General features: G+C 46.8%; 23 protein-coding genes. 1 reads left to right on the top strand and 22 read right to left on the bottom strand.

The genetic code is table 11. The features are described from left to right. Nucleotides 1-31 precede the first annotated feature (31 nt). The 8 genes from MNQ98_RS08975 to lspA form a co-directional block, all read right to left on the bottom strand. Nucleotides 32-1,330 carry a dihydroorotase gene (locus MNQ98_RS08975; RefSeq protein ID WP_241932864.1) on the bottom strand — a complete coding sequence of 433 codons (1,299 nt, stop codon included), beginning with the start codon at nt 1,328-1,330 and terminating at the stop codon, nt 32-34. 117 nt (nt 1,331-1,447) lie between these two features. Further along, the gene (locus MNQ98_RS08970; RefSeq protein WP_241932863.1) at nt 1,448-2,359 is read right to left on the bottom strand and encodes an aspartate carbamoyltransferase catalytic subunit; all 912 of its coding nucleotides are present in this window, start codon (nt 2,357-2,359) and stop codon (nt 1,448-1,450) included. Between the two features lie 3 nt (nt 2,360-2,362). Then, complete coding sequence (gene pyrR, locus MNQ98_RS08965; protein ID WP_208915023.1) at nt 2,363-2,917, bottom strand: bifunctional pyr operon transcriptional regulator/uracil phosphoribosyltransferase PyrR; 555 nt, start codon at nt 2,915-2,917, stop codon at nt 2,363-2,365. Nucleotides 2,918-3,209: 292 nt separating this feature from the next. Further along, nucleotides 3,210-4,463, bottom strand: a complete 1,254-nt coding sequence (locus MNQ98_RS08960; RefSeq protein ID WP_241932862.1) for an LL-diaminopimelate aminotransferase — start codon at nt 4,461-4,463, stop codon at nt 3,210-3,212. Nucleotides 4,464-4,575: 112 nt separating this feature from the next. Next, complete coding sequence (abc-f, locus tag MNQ98_RS08955; RefSeq protein WP_241932861.1) at nt 4,576-6,609, bottom strand: ribosomal protection-like ABC-F family protein; 2,034 nt, start codon at nt 6,607-6,609, stop codon at nt 4,576-4,578. A gap of 143 nt (nt 6,610-6,752) precedes the next feature. After that, a complete protein-coding gene (locus tag MNQ98_RS08950; RefSeq protein WP_208915026.1) occupies nt 6,753-6,908 on the bottom strand; it encodes a hypothetical protein in 156 nt (51 codons plus the stop codon). An 84-nt stretch (nt 6,909-6,992) separates the two neighbouring features. Further along, nucleotides 6,993-7,922 (bottom strand): RluA family pseudouridine synthase, encoded by a 930-nt coding sequence (locus MNQ98_RS08945; protein ID WP_241933879.1) that lies wholly within the window; start codon nt 7,920-7,922, stop codon nt 6,993-6,995. Nucleotides 7,923-7,966: 44 nt separating this feature from the next. Next, on the bottom strand, nt 7,967-8,470 hold the full coding sequence (gene lspA / locus MNQ98_RS08940) for a signal peptidase II (RefSeq protein WP_241932860.1): 504 nt from the start codon (nt 8,468-8,470) through the stop codon (nt 7,967-7,969). Nucleotides 8,471-8,675: 205 nt separating this feature from the next. Between lspA and MNQ98_RS08935 the strand changes: the two genes are divergently transcribed. After that, entirely contained in the window at nt 8,676-9,413 is a 738-nt protein-coding gene (locus MNQ98_RS08935; RefSeq protein WP_241932859.1) for a TraR/DksA C4-type zinc finger protein, read from the top strand. A gap of 65 nt (nt 9,414-9,478) precedes the next feature. Here MNQ98_RS08935 and MNQ98_RS08930 read toward each other — a convergent pair whose 3' ends face one another. From MNQ98_RS08930 to ftsA, 14 genes are all read right to left on the bottom strand, one after another. Continuing rightward, complete coding sequence (locus tag MNQ98_RS08930; protein WP_241932858.1) at nt 9,479-9,832, bottom strand: DUF5665 domain-containing protein; 354 nt, start codon at nt 9,830-9,832, stop codon at nt 9,479-9,481. A 222-nt stretch (nt 9,833-10,054) separates the two neighbouring features. Then, a complete protein-coding gene (gene ileS / locus MNQ98_RS08925; RefSeq protein WP_241932857.1) occupies nt 10,055-13,141 on the bottom strand; it encodes an isoleucine--tRNA ligase in 3,087 nt (1,028 codons plus the stop codon). Nucleotides 13,142-13,579: 438 nt separating this feature from the next. After that, the gene (locus tag MNQ98_RS08920; protein WP_241932856.1) at nt 13,580-14,074 is read right to left on the bottom strand and encodes a DivIVA domain-containing protein; all 495 of its coding nucleotides are present in this window, start codon (nt 14,072-14,074) and stop codon (nt 13,580-13,582) included. Nucleotides 14,075-14,274: 200 nt separating this feature from the next. Next, nucleotides 14,275-15,057 carry a YlmH family RNA-binding protein gene (locus MNQ98_RS08915; RefSeq protein ID WP_241932855.1) on the bottom strand — a complete coding sequence of 261 codons (783 nt, stop codon included), beginning with the start codon at nt 15,055-15,057 and terminating at the stop codon, nt 14,275-14,277. Between the two features lie 14 nt (nt 15,058-15,071). Beyond that, entirely contained in the window at nt 15,072-15,293 is a 222-nt protein-coding gene (locus MNQ98_RS08910; protein WP_241933878.1) for a YggT family protein, read from the bottom strand. A gap of 61 nt (nt 15,294-15,354) precedes the next feature. Then, nucleotides 15,355-15,804 carry a cell division protein SepF gene (locus MNQ98_RS08905; protein ID WP_241932854.1) on the bottom strand — a complete coding sequence of 150 codons (450 nt, stop codon included), beginning with the start codon at nt 15,802-15,804 and terminating at the stop codon, nt 15,355-15,357. A gap of 2 nt (nt 15,805-15,806) precedes the next feature. After that, entirely contained in the window at nt 15,807-16,496 is a 690-nt protein-coding gene (locus tag MNQ98_RS08900) for a YggS family pyridoxal phosphate-dependent enzyme (RefSeq protein ID WP_208915035.1), read from the bottom strand. 8 nt (nt 16,497-16,504) lie between these two features. After that, nucleotides 16,505-17,353 (bottom strand): peptidoglycan editing factor PgeF, encoded by an 849-nt coding sequence (gene pgeF, locus MNQ98_RS08895; protein WP_241932853.1) that lies wholly within the window; start codon nt 17,351-17,353, stop codon nt 16,505-16,507. 86 nt (nt 17,354-17,439) lie between these two features. Continuing rightward, nucleotides 17,440-17,787: a YlmC/YmxH family sporulation protein gene (locus MNQ98_RS08890; protein WP_241932852.1), complete on the bottom strand. Its 348-nt coding sequence runs from the start codon at nt 17,785-17,787 to the stop codon at nt 17,440-17,442. A 128-nt stretch (nt 17,788-17,915) separates the two neighbouring features. Further along, nucleotides 17,916-18,698, bottom strand: a complete 783-nt coding sequence (gene sigG / locus MNQ98_RS08885) for an RNA polymerase sporulation sigma factor SigG (protein WP_241932851.1) — start codon at nt 18,696-18,698, stop codon at nt 17,916-17,918. A 77-nt stretch (nt 18,699-18,775) separates the two neighbouring features. Further along, nucleotides 18,776-19,498 (bottom strand): RNA polymerase sporulation sigma factor SigE, encoded by a 723-nt coding sequence (gene sigE / locus MNQ98_RS08880; RefSeq protein WP_208915038.1) that lies wholly within the window; start codon nt 19,496-19,498, stop codon nt 18,776-18,778. Nucleotides 19,499-19,756: 258 nt separating this feature from the next. After that, a complete protein-coding gene (gene spoIIGA / locus MNQ98_RS08875) occupies nt 19,757-20,740 on the bottom strand; it encodes a sigma-E processing peptidase SpoIIGA (RefSeq protein ID WP_241933877.1) in 984 nt (327 codons plus the stop codon). A gap of 263 nt (nt 20,741-21,003) precedes the next feature. Next, the gene (gene ftsZ, locus MNQ98_RS08870; RefSeq protein WP_241932850.1) at nt 21,004-22,137 is read right to left on the bottom strand and encodes a cell division protein FtsZ; all 1,134 of its coding nucleotides are present in this window, start codon (nt 22,135-22,137) and stop codon (nt 21,004-21,006) included. A gap of 57 nt (nt 22,138-22,194) precedes the next feature. Next, nucleotides 22,195-23,475 carry a cell division protein FtsA gene (gene ftsA / locus MNQ98_RS08865; RefSeq protein ID WP_241932849.1) on the bottom strand — a complete coding sequence of 427 codons (1,281 nt, stop codon included), beginning with the start codon at nt 23,473-23,475 and terminating at the stop codon, nt 22,195-22,197. Between the last annotated feature and the right edge of the window lie 86 nt (nt 23,476-23,561).

Raw genomic sequence — 23,561 nt, 5'->3', positions numbered from 1 at the left:
TTATTTTTTTATAAGTTCTAATGCCTGAGACTTACTCAAATCCGTTATGTTCAGACCACTTTATCTCGCCGTCCACCCATGTCATCACAGGCCAGCCTTTCAGCTTCCAGCCCGTAAACGGTGTGTTGCGACCTTTCGTTGCGAAGTTTTCCGGATTCACTTCTTTCTCACTTTCTAGATCTATCATGGTTAGGTCGGCAGGTGCGCCTGCTTTCAGCACACCACTGTTCAGCCCGAACACTCTGGCAGGGTCACTTGTCATTCGCTGTACCAGCATGGAGAGATCCCACTTGCCTGTAGCAACAAATTTCGTGTAGAGCAGTGGGAAAGCTGTCTCAAAGCCTACAATCCCAAATGGTGCAAGCTCCATCCCCTTAGCCTTCTCCTCTTCGCTGTGCGGAGCATGGTCAGTTACGATCATATCAAGAGTGCCGTCCAGCAGTCCCTCGATGCAAGCCTCTACATCACGCGGAGAGCGCAGTGGCGGATTCATTTTCCAATTGGCATCAAGGCCAGGGATGTCTTCATCAGATAGCACCAGGTGATGCGGACACACCTCAGCGGTTACAGATATTCCAATCGCTTTAGCCTGGCGGATGAGCCTTACTGACTGTTCAGTGCTTACATGACATACATGATAGTGAACGCCTGTTGCTTCCGTCAGCAGTATATCGCGTCCGACATGGATGGCCTCTGATTCGTTCGGTATACCCTTGAGTCCATGCTGCTCGGCGAACTTCCCTTCCGTCACGCAGGCTCCTTTTACCAGCGATTCATCTTCACAGTGTGCAATGATCGGCATGCCCATCGAGGCTGCTTTTTTCATTGCGTCCTTCATCATTTGCGCATTCTGCACACCGACTCCGTCGTCGGTGAAGCCAATCGCTCCTGCCGCTTTTAGAGCTTCAAAATCCGTGAGCTCTCGTCCGAGCTCATTCTTGGTGATTGCCGCATAGGGCAGCACTTTCACCAGATTTGCCTGCCGCGCCTTCTCCAGCACAAGGGCCACAGTGTCGGCGTTATCTGTTACGGGCTTTGTATTTGGCATGCAAGCGATCGTACTAAAACCGCCTTTAACCGCAGAGCGACTTCCACTCTCGATCGTTTCCTTATGCTCAAAGCCAGGCTCTCTCAGGTGTACATGCATATCTATGAATCCCGGTGTGACCAGCTTTCCTTCCGCATCAATCACGCGGATGCCGCTTTGTTCCGGCAGTTCATGATCTTCGCTTGTGACGGATTGAATCACTCCGTTATCAATGATGATAACCTTCCGTTCGAGTTGTCCCTGTTCATTAATCACATTGGCATTCTTAATAATTTGTAGCACCTTAGTTTCCCCTCCGCTGCAGAAGCGCGGTTCGCTTCTTGTATATTGTATAATATTAATTCATTTTTGTGTATATTTATTAATAAATTCAAACGTACACTTACACATTTTGTTGGTTTAACCCTTCGTGGCCCGTTCCATAACTGCCATCCTAATCGGCACTCCGTGCGTCATCTGCTGGAAAATCACCGACCGCGGGCACTCTACAACTGCATCATCGATCTCCACATTTCGGTTTACCGGAGCCGGATGCATAATAATCGTATGCCCCGATAATCCAGCAGCCCGCTCTTCCGTCAAGCCGTATTGCTCGCGGTACTCGGCGGTTGATTTGAACAGCCCTTGGTTGTGACGCTCAAGCTGTACCCGAAGCATCATGACCACATCCGCTTTAAGTGCCTCTTCCATGCTCACATAGGAAGCGTGTTCCTTAAGCGTAGATGATACCATCGAGTCCGGAGCGCACAACTGCACTTTCGCTCCGAGTTTATTCAGAGCCCAGACGTTCGATCGTGCAACCCGGCTGTGCCTAACATCTCCAATGATGGATACCGTCAGTCCCTTTATGTCGCCGAATGCCTTCTTCATCGTGTAAAGATCCAACAGCGCTTGAGTCGGATGTTCGTTGTTGCCGTCCCCCGCATTAACCAGTGGTATGGATATAGACTGAGCCAACTCCTGCAATACGCCTACTGGTTTAAGCCGGATGACGCCCGCGTCTACCCCTAGTGATTCAAGAGTCCGTACCGTATCGTAGATGGATTCCCCTTTTTCCACGCTTGATACCCCCGCAGAAAAATTCATCACTTCGGCTCCCAGACGTTTTTCGGCCATCTCGAAGGAAAAGCGGGTTCTTGTGCTGTTTTCAAAAAACATGTTCACTACAAATTTTTGGCTTAATGCAGGTACTACCTTTTCGCTCTGTGCCTCCCAGTAAGTGGCCCGGTTTAAGATCGATTGAATTTCTTCACGGCTGAGATCTTTAAGTCCAAGCAGGCTTCGTTCTTTTACAGAAGTTGCGGTCAGCATATTTTATCGTTCCTCTCTCTGCGAGATGGTTACTTCGTCCTTGCCGTCAACTTCAGATAGTGCCACAATAATCTCTTCATGTTTGGAGGTTGGCACGTTCTTACCGATATAATCGGGCCGAATCGGCAGTTCCCGGTGTCCACGGTCTGCCAATACCGCTAGTTGTATCATCCGAGGTCGTCCGCAATCCATCAGTGCGTCCATCGCTGCCCGAATTGTGCGACCTGTAAAGAGTACGTCGTCGAACAGAATAACTTTTTTGTCGTGTATGTTAAGGTGTTCAGGGCTTAGCTTCGCTCCCTCTGAACGCTCTCCGGAAGCTGACTCCCGGTCGTCCCTGTAAGATGTTACGTCGATTTCTCCCCAGGTAATCGGTGTTCCTTCGATCTCGTTAATGCGCTCTGCGATCCGCTGCGCCAGATATACGCCTCTAGTCCGTATTCCGATAAGGACACAATCCTCAATCCCTTTGTTTTTTTCCAATATTTCATGAGCGATTCTTGTCAGAGCCCGGCGAATTGCCGTTTCGTCCATAATCACATGCTGTTCATTGCTCATCGTAAAACCCTCCTTAAGTTATAGCCCTTTCCATCAATCTCTGCTCTAAGACACAAAAAAACTCCTTGCCGCGCAGGCAAGGAGTTGATCTCATATACACAAAGAGATGCTATGAAAGCAGCAAAGTTCCATCCGCAGACGAAAATGTGCTTCCATGTCATGAACCTCGGTTCACGTTACCTTGCCAGTCTCACGGGACTGATTTAAAGGTGCTATTCGATTAATTGCATTATGACAGACCTCACAATGGTTGTCAAGCAACGCAAATCATTCTAATCGTCAAATCTAAACACTAAAATTCAAATTCGACATCATTCAGACGGCTTCGTATTTCTCCAATAACCCGCTTCTCATCCTCTTCACCGTCAGCGATGAACGTAACCGAGAAACGTACAAAATGTCCCGCATCATCCCACGGCACTGTGGAAATGAGTTTTTCCCGGATCAAATACTGGGAGAACTCCTCACCTGATTCAAATCGGCGTCCTCCTTTAATCCCTTTCGGCGCTTCGACATACAGAAAGAAGGAGCCCTTCGGTTTCTCGGCTTTGAAGCCGATCTCGTTCAATACTCTAACCAGCATATCGTGACGGCGGGAATATTTCTTCGCGATTTTCTCCGTTATTTCCGGATGATCAAGTCCCCAAGCAGCTGCTTTCTGGATCGCAATAAACTGTCCGGAATCGTTATTGTCCTTCACATCTCCGAATGCTTTCACAACGAGTGGATTACCTGCAATAAAGCCGATACGCCATCCGGTCATGTTGTACGATTTGGAGAGCGAGTGGAGCTCGACGCCAACATCTTTTGCTCCCGGGACGGACAGGAAGCTCAGAGGCTTCAAGCCATCATAAGTAAGAGCGGCATAAGGCGCATCATGTACAACGACCACATTATATTGACGGGCCCACGCTACAACCTCTTCGAAAAATTCAACCGTAGCGCTTGCTCCTGTAGGATTGTTTGGGTAGTTCAAATACAGTAATTTCGCACGCTTAGCGATATCCTCGGGAATAGCGTTCAGATCCGGTAGAAAGGCATTTTCCTTTTTCAATTCCACCGTGTATACTTCTCCGCCAAGGTATTTAGTATGGGTTCCAAGAACCGGATAACCCGGTACCGTCATGATGGTCACATCACCCGGATTGATGAAGCAGGATGGTAGCATAGCAAGTGCGGGCTTGGAACCAATGGAATGCAACACCTCTGTGTCAGCATCCAGTCCATCTACGTTAAATACCCGCTTCAGATATCTTACAGCAGCCTGTTTAAATTCCGGTATCCCGTTATCTGCATAACCGCGGTTCTCTGGCTTGGCTGCTTCTTCAGCAAGCTTGCTCACTATGCCGGCATCCGCCATCTCATCTGGCTCTCCAACGCCCATATCAATCAATTCCGTGTCCGGAAATTCCTTTTTAGCGGCGGCTTTGGCTCTTTTAATTTTTTCAAATTTATAAATGGCGGTATCCTTGCCGTAATTGGCCCCGCCGATCCGATCTGCGAAGTTTTGCTGGATATACGTTTCCTGATATCGTTCAATACTCATGGTTTGTACTCATCTCCTACTTTGGCATTCACTTATATTGATAAATATGCCGTAAAACCGCAAGATGAACCATGTATGATATTGCTAATGATTTGTACTATTATGTTCCCTCTTAGGAAAGTTCCAGCCACTCTGAGAGAAGCTCATCACGACGTTTAGCAAGAGTTTCACGCTCCGTCCACCGTTCTTCCAGCTTAACCAGATGATCGGCCCCCTCTGCCTGTACTGACCCTACCTCCATCTCTGAATCGAGCTCATGAATTCTAGCTTCCAGCGTGGCAATATCTTGTTCGAGCTTCTGAATCTTGACCTCCACATATCGCTCGCTATTCCTTGATTTCTTTTGCAGTTCCAAGGAAGCATTTAGAGCGACGCGCTCTTTATTACTATGCGCTACCTTATCTCCAGATGAAGACATCGATGATAGCTCCACCCGGTGGGAGAACCCACTCAACAGTCTGTCTGAATGATCCTGCTTAAGCGTTTCATGTGCATAGGCTTGCGTCCTTGTCAGTTGCTCAAGCTTTTTTTCACGGAAAGCATCATAGTTACCATGAAAAACGGTCAGCCGGCCATCCTGAAGTTCCCATATTCGCTGTGCCAATCGATTTACAAAATAGCGGTCATGGGATATCGCAAGAACTGTCCCGGTATAATCAGTTAGCGCCTCTTCCAGCGCTTCTCTGGAGGCAATGTCCAGATGATTCGTTGGCTCGTCAAGCAAGAGCAGGTTTGGCTTTCGATGCATCAGCAGCGCCAATCGAAGTCGTGTCCACTCTCCACCAGATAGCTGCCCTACGGTCCGGAATACATCGGAACCGTAAAATAAATAGCGGGCCAGCATACCGCGGGCCTCCCCCTCTTCGACACTGGCAATCTTTTTGAAATAACCCAGTACGGTTTCTTTTGGATCGGATGGTTCTTCCTGCTGAGCTAAATAACCAACCTCAACTCTTGAGCCCCGTTCCATCTGTCCGGAATCAGGGTTCTCTTCTCCGAGCAGAATCTTAAACAACGTGGTCTTGCCGCTGCCATTTTGACCCATCAAAGCAATCTTGTCTCCATACTCCAGCAAGCCGTTTACATCTTTAAGTACGGATTGGTTACCGTAGGATTTTTTTATCTGTTCAAAGACTGCAACTCTGCGGCCGGAACGATCCTGTGAATCAAGAGCAAATTCTGCCTGACGACGCTCCAGCACCGGACGCTTGATGCGCTCCATTCTCTCCAGCGCCCGACGCATGGAAGCCGCACGCTTGAAAAATTTTTCGTTATCTCCGTTTCGCCCCCACTCTTCCAACTGCTTAATGGTCTCTTTCATCTTTTTGATTTTCTTCTGCTGCTCTTGATACGCGTTGAATTGCTGCAGCAGCCGCTCTTCCTTCTCCTTCATATAGACTGTATATCCGCCGACCGACGTAAAGGCTTCGCCATCTTCTAGTTCAATCGTTTTCGATATTACTCTATCCAAAAAGTAACGGTCATGCGAAATAATTACACAAGTCCCTGCATAATCCCGCAAATAAGATTCCAGCCATTCGGTTCGAGTCAAGTCGAGATGGTTCGTCGGTTCATCCAATAGCAGCAGCTCTGGCTTTACGATCAGTTGGGAAGCCAATGCCACACGGGTTTGCTCCCCTCCAGACAACGATCCGAACCGAAGACCATATGCCGCTTTCGAAATACCCAGTCCTAGAGCAACCTGGTCGATGTTCGCCTCCATCTCATATCCGCCTTCCCTTTCAAAGCGCTCCTGAAGAGAAGCGTATCTCCTGAGAAGCCGTTCCAGCTCCTCATCACTTTCGGCATAAACAGGATCAGCCATCATCTGCTCCAGCTCAGACATTTGACGGCGGCACTCTTTCAGTTCTTCCAGACCCTGTGTTAAAACATCGATTACGGTACAATGCTCTAGGGCCGTCGGAATTTGAGCTAAATAGCCGATTCTCGTATATTTTTTAATCATAAGCTGGCCTTCATCCGGCGTTAGCTGCCCGGCAAGCAGACACATCAGCGTTGTTTTCCCACTTCCGTTACAGCCAATCAATCCTACTTTATCTCCTTCATTAATTTCAAAATGAATATGGTCAAGCACGAGATTCGCGCCATAATATTGGGTTAATTCCTTAGCATTAATTAAATTCATAATAAGGTTCCTCCTCGTTTCTTTCTGTAAGTTTCCTTAAGAAAGATTTGGTTTTTGTGGAGAAGACCTTACTGCAGCACAAAAAAGGCCGCAGAGCAAGCTCCGCGGCCTTTTTCAGCAAACGATAAGCCCATTCTCAGGGCTTAATCCGTGTAGGCAGGCAGGTGACTTCTCGCGATGGTACAATCCGTATCGTTAAAATTGGACAGACTTCTCCCGTTGAACGAAAAAGTATGAACAATGCCAGCCATTGCAAGCGGCAGCCGGCTAATACAGTTGTTGACCATCTCGATATTCATCCTACCTCACCTCCTCTTTTCAATAATTATTATGAATATAACACAAATAGCTATTCAGACGCAATGAGCCGAAAAAAAAAACTGCTAGCGGCTGCGAAGCACCGCTAACAGTTCCTCTATTTCATCCGGCATAGGTGCCGTAAATTCCATGTATTCGTTCGTAGTAGGATGAACAAATCCCAAAACAGCCGCATGAAGCGCCTGGCCGTTCATCTTTAATCCTTTACTTTTTCCATACACGGGATCTCCAACCAATGGATGTCCGATGTATTTCATATGCACACGGATCTGATGCGTCCGGCCTGTCTCCAGCTTCAGCTCCAGCAGATTGTAGTCCCCGAAACGCTCCAGAACTGTAAAATGTGTAATCGCATGTTTACTGTTTCGGTCGGTCACGATGTAGAGCTTTCGATCATGAGGATCTCTTCCAAGAGGTGCGTCAACCGTCCCCTGATCATGGCTAATATTGCCGTGGACGAGCGCGTAATAACGCCGTGTAACACTGTGTTCCTTCAATTGCGCCGCAAGTGACGTATGTGCCTTATCATTCTTTGCAGCCATGATCAGTCCCGACGTATCCTTATCAATCCGATGTACGATACCAGGGCGAAGCTCACCATTGATACCCGATAAATCTTTACAATGATACATTAATGCATTGACAAGCGTTCCGGACGGGTGGCCTGGAGCTGGATGTACAACCATCCCTCTTGGCTTGTTTACAACGATCACATCACTATCTTCATAGGCGATATCGAGAGGAATATTCTCCGGTACGATTTCAACCGCTGCCGGCTCCGGGATCATGAGTGAAATGCGATCTCCGGCACCCAGTTTATAATTCGATTTCACCTGGCTGTCATTAACCTTTACATGTCCTTCCGTAATCCACAACTGAACCTGTGAGCGCGACGCTTCTTCACCCAGCGCCTCCGCTATGTATTTATCGATTCTTGCTTTTGCATTTTCGGAGTCTACAATCCATACATACTCATTCATTTCATGTATGTCCATATCGTGCTGCTGTTCATTCTCAAGTCTTCTGCCATCTTGCAAGATTATTCATTCCCTTCCTTACCGGAACTCTGTTGACTGGAAAGAGCTTGTTGCTCCCGCTTCCCATCCAGTATGGTGTCCAAAATGATCAATCCCACACCAATGACAATACATGAATCAGCAATATTAAAGATTGGGAAAGTGTAGGTGCCAAAAGTGAATTGAAGGAAGTCAACAACTTCTCCCATTACAAGGCGGTCTATAAAATTCCCGAGCGCCCCGCCCAATACAAGCGCGAGTGCCGTCGGCAGCAACTTGCGGCCTTCAGATTTCACTTTTTTCATATACCAGATAATACCGATCACGACCACAACCGTCACAACAATGAAGAACCAAATTTGATCCTGCAAAATGCCAAACGCTGCACCTCTGTTACGACTTGACGTGATCACAAAAAAATCACCAATCACCGGAATCTGTTCATACAATTCGAGCTGGGTTGCGATCAAATATTTAATTCCCTGATCGACGAGGAATACAATTAGCGCGATTAAATAATAGCCCACAGTAACTTGTCACTCCGATCTTGTCTTGTGCGAAAGAGCCACCCCATTATCTGAGATGGAGCTCGTCTTATTGTAGCACAGCGGCTTTAATAACGTCCATTCCCGACCAATACGGTGAACATTTTCCGTCTCTAAAAAAGACCATCTACGAGCATTCTATATATAGGAACTAAGCGGTCTGAAAAAGACCTGAAGGGAGATGCATATGTCACATTTAACGGAAGCGGAGCTGAAACAGCTGCACCGCCAGCTGCTTGACCGCAAAACCGAACTAGAACGTCTGAACGAAAACAAAAACCACGGCCTGAGTATATCTGAACGCGATACAACCGGTGAACTGTCACATATCGATAATCATCCTGGCGACTTGGCGACAGAGCTGTATGATCGAGAAAAGGATGTCGCACTTCAAGATCGAGCCGAACTTGAATTACAGCGAGTTCTTCACTCTCTGGAAACCATGAAGGATGGTCAATATGGGACATGTGTCGTCTGCGGTAAGCCTATTCCTTTTGAACGGCTGCAAGCGATCCCTGATACCATGTACTGCTTGGAGGATACACCGCGTAAAGTTCTATCCCACAATCGCCCAATAGAAGAGGAGTTCCTGTCACCACCTTTTGGACGCTCAAGCTTGGACGAACACGAATATTCCGGTTTTGACGGTGAGGATACGCTGCAAATTCTTGAAAACATGGGAAGCTCCAATTCCCCAGCCATGGCTGAGAACCCCAACATATCGAGCTACAATGAGATGGACTTTGAAAATAATGATGACCAAGGCGGCTTTGTAGAAATATACGAGAACTTTGTTGCTACAAATATTGATAACACGGAGGTATTCATTGTTCGCGGTGACCAATATTACGATTACTTGAATAAGGGTGAAGGAAGCTTTTTATTGGATCCTCATGCTGATCCTGAAGATGATCCAATGGACTAATTTTATCAAAATTTATAGCGGAATCGGCTCAAAGTCCGATTCCGCTTTATTTTATTTAGAGATAGCTACGATAGCTGCAGTTGACGCTGAACGATACGGACAATATCGGCGATGTAGTCTCCTATGATGGGAAGATTCAGTGCCCCGAGTGCTTGCAGCAAATAAATAATGGTTGCCGCAAAAAAAGTAAACCCGATTGCGATACCGACCCCTCTCGCGGTTCCTGCCAGCAAGTTCACTCCGATCACCTTCCAGGGCTTATACAAAAGTTGGCTGTATTCCATTATACGGGATTTTTCCAGCTGCTGAGCCATTTTCTCGGTCAGGAGATAAATCTTGCTAATCTGATCTTTTTCATTGCCTGTATTTAAGGATTCGTTACAATCCTTTGAATGATGTTCGTTGATTTGATCCCCCATGGGTATTCGACTCCTTTATAACCATGAAAATGTTCAAAAATGTACTCCTAGCAGCAGTTACGTGACTTACGATTATTTAAGGCCATATTTATGGTATTATGCTTCATAACTTCCTCTGCCATTCAGGTGCAAGATAAGAAAAAAGCCACTAGCCCCGGGATTTAACCCGAAGCCAATGGCTTAATAGATCCAACTATATAATCGTTACTTTGTTAGCGAATACTAAACGATGTGAATACCGATCGTTTTACCACCGATTTCCACCATTTCCATACCTTCTTTTTGGCCAAAATGAACATCTGTAACTAGTACATTCTCACGAAGAACATGATCAAATGCAGTGATGGAAGCTTGAAGCTCTTTATCGGCATCCAGTGTAAGAACGACACGCTTCTCAATCGGCAGATCCAGCTTCTTGCGTGTATCCTGCACTGCACGGACGACTTCACGAACCCAGCCTTCCTGTTCCAGCTCAGGAGTAATGTCGGTATTGAGCGCAACAGTGAGGCCATAACCGGAGGCAGAAGCAAAACCTTCCTTCGCCTGTTTTTCGACAAGGAGTTCCTCAGCTGTAATCTGAAGCTCCTCTCCTTCTGGTGAAGTGACGTTCACGCCTCCGCTCTGAACTACGTTGCGGGTTTCCTCACTCGACATCCCTTTCAGGAAGCCCTGCAGGAAGCCGACGTTTTTACCATACTTTTTGCCTGCTACCTTCAGATTCAGCTTCAAGGTGAAATCTACAAAACCACTATCACTGGTCTCCACTTCAATACGCTTTACGTTAATTTCGTCTTTGATGATATCTTCATAATCAACCAGATCAAAATCACGGTCCATCGAAATGATCAACTCAGACAACGGCTGGCGAGTCTTAATCGCTGTTTCGTTACGGACGTTACGTGCCAGCTCAACGATCTGGCGCGCGGTTTCCATGTTTTGCTCAAGTGTCTTGTCGATCATAGACTCATCCGCTTGCGGGAAGTCTGCCAGATGCACGCTTTCTCCTCCACCAAGGTTCACAAAAATGTCCTCGGACAACATCGGTGTAAATGGCGCCATCAGCTTCGATAATGTCAGAAGTACATGAGTCAGCGTACCGTAAGCTGCCAGCTTATCTTCCCCAAGACCACTGCCCCAGAAACGGTCACGCGACCGACGGATATACCAGTTGCTCAGTTCATCAACATAGGATTCAATCGCTTTAGCTGTATTCAAAAAGTCGTTAACGGCAAGTCCTTTGTCAACCCCTTGGATGAGGCTGTTCAAGCGAGACAGAATCCAGCGGTCCAGCTTGTTGTCGGATGCCTTGAACTCATGCTCGGCCGGATCGTATCCGTCAATACCTGCATATAGAGTCAGGAATGCGTGAGTGTTAACCAACGTATCAACAACTTTGGATTTTGCTTCGCCTACGATGCCTTTGGAGAAGCGTTTGCTGTTCCAAGGCGCGCTGTCCGCGAGAAGAGCCCAGCGGAATGCATCGGTTCCGTATTCGTTAATGATATCCCAAGGGTCGATGGTATTACCTTTGGACTTGGACATCTTCTGTCCGTTTTCATCCAAAATATGACCTGTTGCCATGACTGCTTTATACGGCGCTTTACCCGTGAAGAGTGTGGATACAGCCAAGAGGCTATAGAACCAGCCGCGTGTCTGGTCGATCCCTTCACAGATCATGTCTGCCGGGAATTGCTGCTCGAAATTAATGTCTTTGTTAAACGGATAGTGATACTGCGCAAATGGCATAGAGCCTGAATCAAACCAGACATCAATAACCTCTGAGGTGCGTTCCATGACGCCTTCACAGTGAGGACATTTCACTTTCACTTCGTCCACGTACGGCTTGTGAAGTTCCAGATCCTCCGATACATCGCCGATGGCGTGCTTGCGGAGCTCGTCTAGGCTATGCGGTGCGAACTGGTGATTGCCTGATTCGCAGACCCATACGTTTAGCGGCGTTCCCCAATACCGGTTACGGCTGATGTTCCAGTCCACCAGATCCTCCAAGAATTTCCCGAATCGGCCGTCGCGTATATGACCTGGATACCAAGTTACGGAGTTGTTGTTCGCAATCAGTTGATCCTTAACCGCTGTTGTCTCGATGAACCAGCTCTCCATCGCATAATAGAGGAGAGGAGATTTACAACGCCAGCAGAATGGATAGCTGTGCTCGTATTTCTCCTTGCTGTACAGCAGTCCTTTTTCCGAAAGTGCCTTCACGATGTCCAAATCACATTCTTTAACGAAACGGCCCGCAAAATCCGTCACTTCATCAGTATAACGGCCTTGAGCATTTACAACACTGACAAAGCTGATGCCATTCTCACGGCATACACGGTAGTCATCTTCACCGTGGGCAGGAGCCATGTGAACGATACCCGTACCGCTTGCATCCGTTACGAAGGAAGCGCCAACGATGATATTTCCTTTTTCCGGTTTAACAAAATTGAATGGAGGAGTATAACTCTTACCTACCAGCTCCGCCCCCTTCAATGTGGACAGAACGGTGTGATCACCTTTCATCACGTCTTCAACTAGATTGCTGGCCACGATGTATACGCCATCTTCCTGCTGAACGCGGGCGTAATCCATATCCGGATTTACAGCAAGTGCTACGTGAGCCGGAAGCGTCCAAGGTGTTGTCGTCCAAGCCAGTACGTATTCGCCGCTGTCATGCAGCTTGAATTTTGCTGTAGCACTCAGATCTTTAACATCCTCGTATCCCTGGGCTACTTCATGGGAGCTAAGTGTCGTCTGACAGTCTGGGCAGTAAGGGCTAACCCGGTGTCCACGATACAGCAGCCCTTTGTCATGGATTGTCGCCAAAATGTTCCATACGCTCTCGATGTAATTGTTCTGAAGTGTAATGTATGGATCATCCAGATCGGTCCAGTAGCCGATGGCTTCGGTCAGCTCACGCCATTTGTGTTCATATTCGAACACGCTAGCTTTACATTTTTTGATAAATGCTTCAACGCCGTAATTTTCGATTTCCTGTTTACCGGAGATACCAAGCTGCTTCTCTACACCGAGTTCAACCGGAAGACCGTGGGTGTCCCAACCGGCTTTACGCACTACTTTATAGCCCTTCATCGTCTGATAACGGCCGACAAAGTCCTTAATTACACGACCCAGCACGTGTCCGATATGCGGAGCTCCGTTTGCCGTAGGAGGACCCTCGTAAAAAACATAGTTCGGCTTGCCTTCCCGGTTCTCGATCGTTTTTTTGAATATGTCTTCGTCGTTCCATTTTTTCAAAATACGGAGCTCTCTCGCCCGTGCTTTTTCTTTAACATCTACTTTGTTCATGATGATCTTCCTTTCTTAAATTCTAAAAAGTTATCTCACGGCTTTCGGGTTACTTTGAGTAAATACCCAAATAAAAAAGGCCCCCATCCCCAAAGGGACGAGAACCTGGCTCGCGTGACCACCCTAATTTCGTTCAGCGCAAATTCCTGCTGGAATAGCATTGTAACGACACCTCAAGTCCATGTCTTCACCAAGACACGGAGCCGATATAACGTTCGGCTGACGGTTCTGCTTACACACGCATCAAGCGCTTCAGCTTCACTTCTCCGGGAGGATCTTCCGCAAGGTCTGAACATTGGCTTTCAGCAAACGCCAACTCTCTGGTGAACAGTTCCAAAGCGTACTTATCCCATCTACGAATACATATGAAATCATAATATGTTATTAGTTATAGACTCTTTCCGGAGAAAAGTCAACATGGCATCTGTCTGGCATACCTTAGTAAATCTCTTTAGGCTCCAGACTAGGCTCACGGCTCTCCAGCGAGTCCCATCCGTCATGCTTTAGGAGCTCCAGCTGAGCTTCAACCAACGAGCGGAAGCGTGTCCGGTAAATGGAAGCCTGTTTCTTGAGCTCTTCAACCTCTAATGAAACTTTACGTGACTTGCTCAAAGCTTCGTTAATGATACGGTCCGCATTCTTTTCCGATTCCATAACGATCAGTTGGGCTTCCTTCTTGGCGTTCGTCTTCAACTCATCAGCAGCTTCCTGAGCCACGATAATTGTCTTGGATAGTGTTTCTTCAATGTTGACGAAATGATCCAATCTCTCCTGAAGAGACATTAAATTGTTACGTAATTCTTTGTTTTCACGGATTACACTCTCATAATCTTTAATGACCTGATCCAAAAACTCATTAACCTCGTCCTCGTCGTAACCACGGATGCGTCTGGCAAATTCCTTGTTATGTATGTCCAGCGGTGTTAATGGCATGATGCGCACCTCCTAAGAATATGGCTTCGCATGACAGTTTCATCCGCTGTCCGAAGCCGAACCACCCGTTTTTGAACACAAGCGGTCAACAGATGTATCGGCATAATCTCCGTAATTTTTTACTGCCATAATATTGAAAAACCTTACAATTTTACATTTTAGAAACTTTCGACAAAAAAACGGCAAATCCTTCAAACGGCTCAAGTAAATTTGCCGACCTTGACGCGGTATCGCCCTTTTTTTGTCAGACCTCCGGTTTCCAGCACCTTAAATCGACCAAAACCCTGCATGGAAACCATATCGCCATCCTTAAGCATGGTCGATGGATCCTCCACGACCTTCCAATTCACACGACAGCGCCCAGCTTTGATCGGGATAACAATTTTAGTCCGGCTTATGCGGTGCACATCACTCGCTATCCCGTCCAGACGAAGCGAAGCGACTGTCAGTTCCATGGTCTCCAGCTTTATTTCCTTAACTTTCAGCTTGTCCATAGGCAGGAGCTCCGTCATAACATGCACGCGGTGAACCTGGCTTAAATTCATATGCAGATAAGCTCCTATATCGTCCGTAACGACGACATGACAACCATCCTCAAGCACATAAATATCCCCAATTTTAGAACGTTTAATACCCAGTCCCAAAACTGAACCCATGTAATCCCCGTGCTCCAGTGAAAGAAACTTCTGATCTCCTGAAGTAATACCGAGCACATTAAGCCCCATATCTTCATGGGTGAGATCCCTATAGTCCGGAGCAACGAGAGCACGTACACGTTCCGCGTCGGGATGACCGCCACTGTAAACAGCATGTACGTCTGGATGACGGTTTACCAGACTTTCCAGAATGAATCTCTGCCGGGGATCCAGAAAATCCGTCAGCTTGGTTTCATGGTACTCGCCTGCGTTCACGACCCATTCCCATGCTCTGTCCACAAATTCCCGCTCATCCCGGTGAAAATGTTCGTAAATATCCGGATGCATCTCTTATGTCCTTTCTATCTCAGAAGGAAGAATTCTAGAATAGCATATACGCCTCTTTGCGCCAATTGTAACACAAATAACGCAATGATCGGAGAAATGTCGATCATGCCCATGATCGGCGGAATAAACCGACGGAAAGGTGCTAGATAAGGCTCAACAAACTTACCAAGCAATTCCCCGATAAAGCTCTCCCGGACGTTCGGGAGCCAGGACATTAATACATACACAAGAATCATGTAAAAATAAATCTGAAACAAAACCCCTACTATTAGAAAAATATTTTCGGTCAAAGCCGAATCACCTCATTCTGTTGTTGTAATCTTGCTCATCAGCTAAAATCTCGGAGATAGAACCTTGAATCTCGACAGTATCCGGCGTGCAGAGAAAAATATTACCGCCCACCTTCGAAATGCCGCCTCCAAGCGCATAAACAGTTCCGCTAAGAAAATCTATAATACGCAGCGCCTGATCATTGCGGACGCGCTGCAGATTAACTACAACCGTGCGGAAGGAGCGCAGGTGATCAGCAATATCCTGAGCCTCATCGTACGAGCGAGGCTCTACCAACACAACCTTAACGTTTTTCTGTGAATGTATACTTACGACATTGCCGCTTTTTACACTTTTACGTTGCTCAAACGGTGTCGTCTCTACCGGCTCTTCCTGCGCGGCCAGCACTTCCCGTTCCACAACCTCTTCTTCCTCTTGCAAGCCTAGGAAATTCATAAACCGGTTCATCACGCCCATCGTCAATCCTCCTCTTTTCCCACTAATATTGAGCCCAGACGCACCCAGGTCGCCCCTTCTTCTATAGCCACTTCAAAATCATTGGACATTCCCATAGACAATTCGGTTATCGGCTCCGGTGTAAGCGCCTGATTATTCAGCTCATCTCTTAGTTGTCTTAATCCGCGGAATACAGGACGTGTATCCTCAGCAGATGATTCAAAAGGAGCCATAGTCATAAGCCCGATCACATTGACATGCTTTAAACGATTGATCTCCTGGAGAAAAGGAACTGCCTGTTCAGGCTGAAGACCATGTTTTGTAGATTCACCTGAAATGTTAAGCTGCATAAATGCAGATACCTGCACATTCAGTGCTGCTGCTTTCTTCTCCAGTTCTTTCGCAAGAGACAGCCGATCCAGTGAATGAATATATTGAAATCTGCCGATCACATCTTTCACCTTGTTACTTTGGAGATGGCCGATAAAATGCCAAATCCCCCGTTCTCCAAGAGCACGCCATTTCTCCTCGGCAGTCTGCCAACGGTTCTCTCCGATATGACGGATTCCCTGATCCAATACGGCTGCGGTTTTATCAACCGAAACATATTTCGTTACTGCAATCACGTTGACCTCATTCCGGTTCCTTCCGCTTCTGCGGCAAGCCTCCGATACCTGCTGTTCCACTTGATCTATGCGCTCTATCAAACTCAAGGGAAGACTCACCTCTTTCTCATTCCGATCCAGCTCGCCATACGCCCTGTCGTTCCCCCGTCTTTCCGGTATGAAAAGAACAAATCGTTACGACAGCTTGTACACCATGATGTACATTCGATATGATCCGTCAATATTCCTGCTTTTATCATAATGTGTCTGTTTAATTCTTTCAAGTTCAGCATGAATTTTCCGTTTCCCTTGTCGGTATAAAAAAAGCCTGATCCATCGTTATTACCCGGTGCCGACAACCCTAAATCGTTCACCTTGGACATTACCTTATCGTCCACTTCGTAACAACATTGACCAATGGACGGGCCTATTGCTGTCCTTATGTCTCCGGTACAGCTGCCGAACTCATCTGACATTCTTTCGACCATACGGCTTGCGATTTCCAGAACGGTTCCTTTCCAGCCCGCATGTGCCAATCCTACTGCATGATGGACCGGATCCCAGAAATACAACGGGACGCAATCTGCATAGAAGGAGGTCAGCAGTACTCCGGGTATGTTCGTTAGCAATCCGTCTGTATCTTGAATAGCGGATTGCCGGGTCAAACTTCCTCTTCCCCGTTCCTCCAGCCCGATTACTGCCACCCTACTACTATGCACCTGCTCACCGCACGTCCAGTCCTCAAATGAGAAGCCAAGTGTCTCAGCGGTCAGCTTCCGGTTCACTATTACATCCTCCGGATCATCTCCCACATGAAGAGCTAAGTTGAGACTATCGTAAGGAGTAGTACCTTCTCCTCCACCACGTCCACTGAAACCGGCCGTAAGGCCGGTTCTTTCCTCATTCCACGCTTTAAGCACAAACAGGTCCGGCCCCTGCCCCTCCTGCTTCATAAACGGTTCCATGTTATTCACCTCTACACCAGTGTAACAGAAAAGCGTCTATCGATACATTTTCTAAAGCCGGAAAGAGTCAAGGTTTATCGATAATCCTAATATGTTCTTCGATCCACCCGATCGGGGCGTTCCAAATAACCGGCAGGCTCCTGCTCTTCAGGCACTCTTCTGACTTCCTCCATCTTCACCAGAACGACGTCCGATCCGATTTTAACAATATTCCGCCATGGGATGACCAGGTCGCTCCCGCCACCAAACAGACCCATAAATTTTCCGTAACTCGGTACTACGATAGCTTCGATCCGTCCTTGCCTTAAATCAAGCTCCAAATCGCTCACCTGTCCGAGTCTTTTGCCATCAATAATATTAATGACATCCTTGGTTTGAAAGTCGGAAATTTTCATCATTTTCCCCACCATCTGATTATCTGGTATCACAGTCATCACACCTTAGATGTGTATTATATTTCAATATATGTTCGAGCTCAGCAAAATAACTTCTTTTTTGAGACAAAAGAAAAAACGATCCCCGTAGAAGGGACCGTATTGGTGTTCAGGATACATGTTCGAACCTACGTTTTGACATGCTTTTGCATTTGCTTAATGGCTGACTTTTCAAGACGGGACACCTGAGCCTGCGAAATACCGATCTCATCGGCAACTTCCATCTGGGTTTTTCCTTCGTAAAAACGCATGGACAAAATCATTTTTTCGCGCTGCCCCAGCTTATGCATCGCTTCGCGCAGTGCAATCTCCTCAATCCACGATACATCCTTGTTCTTATCATCGCTGATTTGATCCATAACATAAATCGGGTCCCCACCGTCATTATAGATTGGCTCAAACAGAGAAACCGGATCCTGGATTGCATCAAGTGCAAAAACAACGTCTTCCTTAGGCACATTCAGCGCTTCGGAAATTTCAAATATCGTCGGTTCACGGGAATTCATATTCGTAAGCTGATCCCTGATTTGCAGCGCTTTGTATGCAATATCCCGCAGGGATCTGGATACACGAATTGGGTTGTTATCCCTTAAATAGCGGCGGATTTCTCCGATAATCATCGGTACGGCGTAGGTGGAAAACTTAACGTTTTGCGAAAGATCGAAATTATCGATGGCTTTCATGAGGCCAATACATCCAACCTGGAACAGATCATCAACAAATTCACCACGGTTGTTAAAACGCTGAATAACACTTAGCACCAGTCTGAGGTTGCCATTCACCAATTTCTCTCTAGCCGAACGTTCGTTGTTCTGCTGCAGGGAATGAAAAAGCTCCCTCATTTCCACGTTTGTCAGAACTGGCAGTTTCGCTGTATCCACACCACAAATCTCAACTTTGTTTCGGGTCATGATGACTAACCTCCCAAGGAGAAACATTACTGTACATTATCTCCGAGGGGCTTTATTTTATTCCTGAAGTTTTCCATCTAAACCATCTTGTTGAATTCTTTGCGCAGCCGTTTTATAATTCGCTTTTCCAATCGGGAAATGTAGGATTGCGAGATGCCAAGCAGGTCTGCCACATCTTTTTGCGTCTTTTCTTCGCCATCCTGAAGGCCGAAACGAAGCTCCATAATCATTCGTTCCCGGTCACTCAACTTATCCAGCGCTTTTTGCAAAAGTTTACGGTCCACCTGCTCCTCAATATTGCGGCCAATGGTATCATTTTCCGTTCCCAGAACGTCAGAAAGGAGCAATTCATTACCGTCCCAGTCAATATTAAGCGGTTCGTCAAAAGATACCTCACTGCGGGTCTTGCTGTTACGTCGCAGATACATAAGGATCTCGTTCTCAATACAGCGGGAAGCATAAGTAGCAAGCTTAATTTTTTTCTCTGGATCAAACGTATTCACCGCTTTAATCAAACCAATTGCCCCAATGGAGACCAGATCTTCGATGTTAATTCCCGTGTTCTCAAACTTTCGGGCGATGTAAACAACAAGGCGCAGATTTCGTTCAATCAGCATAGCTCGTATGGCCGCATCTCCTGAAGGAAGCTTTTGCAGTAAATACTCCTCTTCTTCCCTCGTCAGCGGAGGTGGAAGCGCCTCGCTGCCACCGATATAATAGATTTCCTGACTTTTTAACCCTAGAAAAAATAGAACACGATAATACTGCAACTGAAGCGCCAATTTCCATTTAACAGGCATCTTTTTTCCTCCCAAAAGTTTCCCGTAGGGAAACTAACTTCGTAAGCGTAATCTTAGTTTCCCGTAGGGGAACTAACTTCGTAAGCATTATCTTAGTTTCCAGTAGGGAAACTAACTCCGTAAGCATTCACCTAGTTTTCCAAAGGAAAACTCCCATCGTTAACATAGAATTCATCTCTAATGGTCTATCAAAAAACATACGGCTTCGCTATGAAATTCAAATCCACAAATGCTTTCATAGTTACAGAGGTTCATCCGTTAACCAGCAGCACTTGTTTCACCAGAGTCGTCAGGCACTTCATTCATTGATCCCATTAACCTTCCTTCCCCCTCAGTCAGAGCAGGATGAATAATGGCTCGGTATGCGCCTTCGCCTGAGAGTGTGCCGCCGTCAAATCCGATAAGTACCTTTGCTGTGACATATTCCTTTCCTCCAAGCTCAATCTGTACCAAGTCCGGCTTTATTGCCAACATGAATGCTGCTCCTCTGTTTACGCCACGGTACGGCACGAGCCGTAACCTGTCCTGCCACACGAAATCAGTACTCCCCATTTCCATTATTAGTTTGTCCGGTTCCCCCTCAGCGAGCTTTTTGCACCAGGCCGGAGGAAGATACGATTCCCATAATGAAGCTTCCATTACCATAACGGGCGTGCGCGTCAAGGGATCGCTCAGCTGATTACCCGTATCAAGCAATCCCGTACACATGATCTTCTTTTCTCCGATACATACAGTGACTTGACCCAATAGACTTTCCCGATTTTCCACTTGACGCCGGTTAGTCTGGACCGCTTTGACAATCATGATCACTACAAAAAAAGCAATACAAGCAAACCAAAAACCTACCTTCAACTCGAACGTCAGTCCACCCGAAGCCGTAAACCAGATTCCGCTGAATAATTCTCCCGAATTTTGTAGCAAATAATGAAAACCGATAATGCCCCCAGCTGCTGCAAAGTTCACCATATAGAAAGCCGTAAGGTTACGTATGTAGCTTTGCAAGCTGACAAATCCGAAGGCAATCCACAGCATAATTAAAGAGAGCCCGAACTTGATCAAAAAAGTAAACAAAAACGTCAGTTCCGGCACAAACATCATCACAACATACATTGCGCCCGCCGCAGCTGATAAAGAAAGCCTCCACCATCGCGGCTTCAATCTTCGCATCCATGCGGTTAGAGCCAGCAATATGCCATCGATGAGCAGGTTTGCTAGAAAGATCAAATCGATATAAACAACCAGGGTATTCACCTGCCTAGCCAGGAATCTTTCCCGGGTTATTATTTTATGGGCTGTGGGAGATGTTTTTAGTATAAGAAGATTAGAAATCAAAGTCTGTCTAAACCTGTGGGTTGTCCACCGACTATTTTTGTCGATGCGAGGCAGTTTATAGAGGACATTTATGAAATAAATAGTACAATTACCTTTTAAGAGGGTACAAATAATGCATTCTAAAAATAAAAAGCCCGCTTTCTCCTAAGAGAGAAGCAGGCTTTGTGTTAACATCAGTCGTTGTTGCGGGAACGATTACGAAGGAATGTCGGAATATCCAACTGATCATTGCCACCCTGATTTCCAAAAGGTTTCAGGTTCACATTGCTCTTATCAGCTTGCTGTGATTGTCCTTGACCTTCATTTTGCGAAACAGGTCGGCGTCCTGGCTGCGGTGGCGTTTGCGGTACTGGCTTGCTTTCGAAGCCCGTTGCAATAACCGTAACCTTGATCTCTTCCTTCATATTCTCTTCGATAATCGCACCGAAGATCATATTTACTTCTGGGTCAGATGCAGAAGTTACAATTTCCGCAGCTTCATTTACTTCATAAAGGGACAAATTCGCCCCGCCTGTAATATTCATAATAACCCCACGAGCACCCTCTATCGAAGTTTCGAGGAGAGGACTCATGATCGCTTTGCGGGCAGCTTCTGCCGCACGGCTTTCACCGGTAGCCATACCAATACCCATTAGGGCCGAACCGCGCTCGGTCATAATGGTCTTAACATCGGCAAAGTCAAGGTTGATAAGGCCTGGTACCGCGATCAGATCAGAGATACCTTGAACCGCTTGCCGAAGAACATTGTCCGCTTCACGGAAAGCTTCAAGCATCGGAGTCTTTTTGTCCACAATCTCAAGCAGTCGATCATTTGGAATAACAATAAGAGTGTCTACCTTCTCTTTAAGTGCTTCAATACCAAGCTCTGCATGAGAAGAGCGCTTACGGCCTTCAAAGGTAAACGGGCGGGTTACGACACCCACGGTCAGAGCACCGCATTCTTTCGCGATTTCTGCGATTACCGGAGCTGCCCCCGTACCAGTTCCGCCACCCATGCCCGCAGTAACGAATACCATATCTGCACCTTTTAGCGTATTCATAATCAGATCACGGGATTCCTCGGCTGCTTTCTTACCTACCTCAGGATTCGCACCGGCACCAAGTCCGCGAGTCAGCTTGTCCCCGATCTGCAGTTTATGCTCAGATTTCGCAAGATGAAGCGCTTGAGCATCCGTATTCACTGTTATAAATTCGACGCCTTGGACGCCGTTCTCAATCATGCGGTTTACTGCATTACTACCACCACCGCCTACCCCGATTACTTTAATCTGGGCCAAGCTCTCCATTTCAAAATCAAATTCCAACATCTAATCCATCTCCCCCTCAATGTGCGTGGATGGCACGTCCACTATCAAATGAACCCGCTATATAAACTCGCTGAACATATTTTTCAAACGTTCGATAAATCCCGGTTTCTGGCTGCTGTTTTCCTGAGTTGCTGCGGCAGGATTTTGCTTCGCGCGGTTCACCGGTTTCTTGTTGTTACTGCTACTGTTTCCTCCACTACTCGCGCGTACCCGGATGTTCCGGATCGCATTGTGAAGAATTCCGACTCCGCTGCAGTATCCAGGGTCACGTACACCGATGAAATCGGGAACCGCTATCCGGACGGAAGTCGCCAGTTCGGCCTGTGCCACCTCTAGCACTCCGGGCATGGACATTGTGCCACCCGTAAGTATATAACCTCCGGGAAGCTCATTGTAACCCAAGCGCTTTATTTCTTGGCGTACCAATTGAAAAATTTCTTGAACTCGGGGTTCAATAATGGCTGCAAGATCCTCCTGAGTGAACTCCTTGTCCACATTGCTTCCGATCCGAGTCACTTTAAACATAACTTCCGGTGCAGCGTTATCCATTAACGCGCAACCGTACTTCAGCTTTACCTTCTCAGCTTGATCCGTCAACGTCCGAAGACCGTAGGCAATATCATTCGTTACAAAGTCTCCGCCAATAGGCAATGTTGACGTTGCTGATATGCTTCCTCCTTCGAATACGGCAAGGGTTGTCGATCCTGCTCCGATATCAACCAGGACAGAGCCCATCGTTTTCTCGTCTTTGGAAAGCGCAAGCTGCCCCGCGCCCAGCGGAATCAGTACAAGGTCTTTAACTTTCAGGCCAGACTTTTCCACACAGCGCAAAAGATTATGTATGGCCGTTTTAGCACCTGTAATAATTGTCGCTTCCACTTCAAGGCGAACACCAATCATGCCGCGGGGATCTGAAATTCCTTCCAGACCATCTACTACAAACTGTTTAGCTACAACATCAATGATTTCACGGTCAGGAGGCAATGCAACAACTTCGGCTGCTTTCAGCACCCGGTCGATGTCCTCCTCACCAATTTCACGATCCTCGTTCGATACTGCCACAACGCCGTGGCTTGTTTGAAGTCCAATATGATTCCCTGAAATGCCGACGTACACTTCGGATATTTGAATTTCGACCATACGCTCCGCATGGTCAACAGCACTGCGAATGGATTGTACGGTCTGATCGATATCTACAATTGCACCTTTTCGAATTCCCTCCGAGTCGGCAGATCCAACTCCAATAATATTAAAGGTTCCATTATTAATTTCCCCAATAATAGCACGAACTTTGGATGTACCGATGTCCAAACTAACAATGATGTCATTGTTGCTCAAGCCCTGGCACCTCCTGTTTCTCTCATTATAAATTATAAATACAATAACACTTCTCTACTTATTCAACACGCGCGGGGCTTTCCCTC

It is taken from the genome of Paenibacillus sp. N3/727, from assembly GCF_022637315.1.
GTDB classification, from domain to species: Bacteria; Bacillota; Bacilli; order Paenibacillales; family Paenibacillaceae; genus Paenibacillus_AQ; species Paenibacillus_AQ uliginis.
Note: the sequence above shows the minus strand (reverse complement) of the source record. Positions and strands in the feature narration are given on the sequence as shown.

Bases quoted from the DNA above. Each gene is read 5' to 3' on its own strand.
- pyrR (WP_208915023.1), bottom strand. From the start codon at position 2,917: ATGAGCAATGAACAGCATGTGATTATGGACGAAACGGCAATTCGCCGG.
- MNQ98_RS08905 (WP_241932854.1), bottom strand. From the start codon at position 15,804: ATGGGCGTGATGAACCGGTTTATGAATTTCCTAGGCTTGCAAGAGGAA.
- MNQ98_RS08910 (WP_241933878.1), bottom strand. From the start codon at position 15,293: ATGATTCTTGTGTATGTATTAATGTCCTGGCTCCCGAACGTCCGGGAG.
- MNQ98_RS08970 (WP_241932863.1), bottom strand. From the start codon at position 2,359: ATGCTGACCGCAACTTCTGTAAAAGAACGAAGCCTGCTTGGACTTAAA.
- pgeF (WP_241932853.1), bottom strand. From the start codon at position 17,353: ATGGAACCGTTTATGAAGCAGGAGGGGCAGGGGCCGGACCTGTTTGTG.
- MNQ98_RS08945 (WP_241933879.1), bottom strand. From the start codon at position 7,922: ATGGACATACATGAAATGAATGAGTATGTATGGATTGTAGACTCCGAA.
- MNQ98_RS08915 (WP_241932855.1), bottom strand. From the start codon at position 15,057: ATGCATCCGGATATTTACGAACATTTTCACCGGGATGAGCGGGAATTT.
- sigG (WP_241932851.1), bottom strand. From the start codon at position 18,698: ATGACCCGAAACAAAGTTGAGATTTGTGGTGTGGATACAGCGAAACTG.
- MNQ98_RS08935 (WP_241932859.1), top strand. From the start codon at position 8,676: ATGTCACATTTAACGGAAGCGGAGCTGAAACAGCTGCACCGCCAGCTG.
- ftsZ (WP_241932850.1), bottom strand. From the start codon at position 22,137: ATGTTGGAATTTGATTTTGAAATGGAGAGCTTGGCCCAGATTAAAGTA.
- abc-f (WP_241932861.1), bottom strand. From the start codon at position 6,609: ATGAATTTAATTAATGCTAAGGAATTAACCCAATATTATGGCGCGAAT.
- sigE (WP_208915038.1), bottom strand. From the start codon at position 19,498: ATGCCTGTTAAATGGAAATTGGCGCTTCAGTTGCAGTATTATCGTGTT.
- MNQ98_RS08960 (WP_241932862.1), bottom strand. From the start codon at position 4,463: ATGAGTATTGAACGATATCAGGAAACGTATATCCAGCAAAACTTCGCA.
- ileS (WP_241932857.1), bottom strand. From the start codon at position 13,141: ATGAACAAAGTAGATGTTAAAGAAAAAGCACGGGCGAGAGAGCTCCGT.
- MNQ98_RS08920 (WP_241932856.1), bottom strand. From the start codon at position 14,074: ATGCCATTAACACCGCTGGACATACATAACAAGGAATTTGCCAGACGC.
- MNQ98_RS08950 (WP_208915026.1), bottom strand. From the start codon at position 6,908: ATGAATATCGAGATGGTCAACAACTGTATTAGCCGGCTGCCGCTTGCA.
- MNQ98_RS08890 (WP_241932852.1), bottom strand. From the start codon at position 17,787: ATGACTGTGATACCAGATAATCAGATGGTGGGGAAAATGATGAAAATT.
- MNQ98_RS08930 (WP_241932858.1), bottom strand. From the start codon at position 9,832: ATGGGGGATCAAATCAACGAACATCATTCAAAGGATTGTAACGAATCC.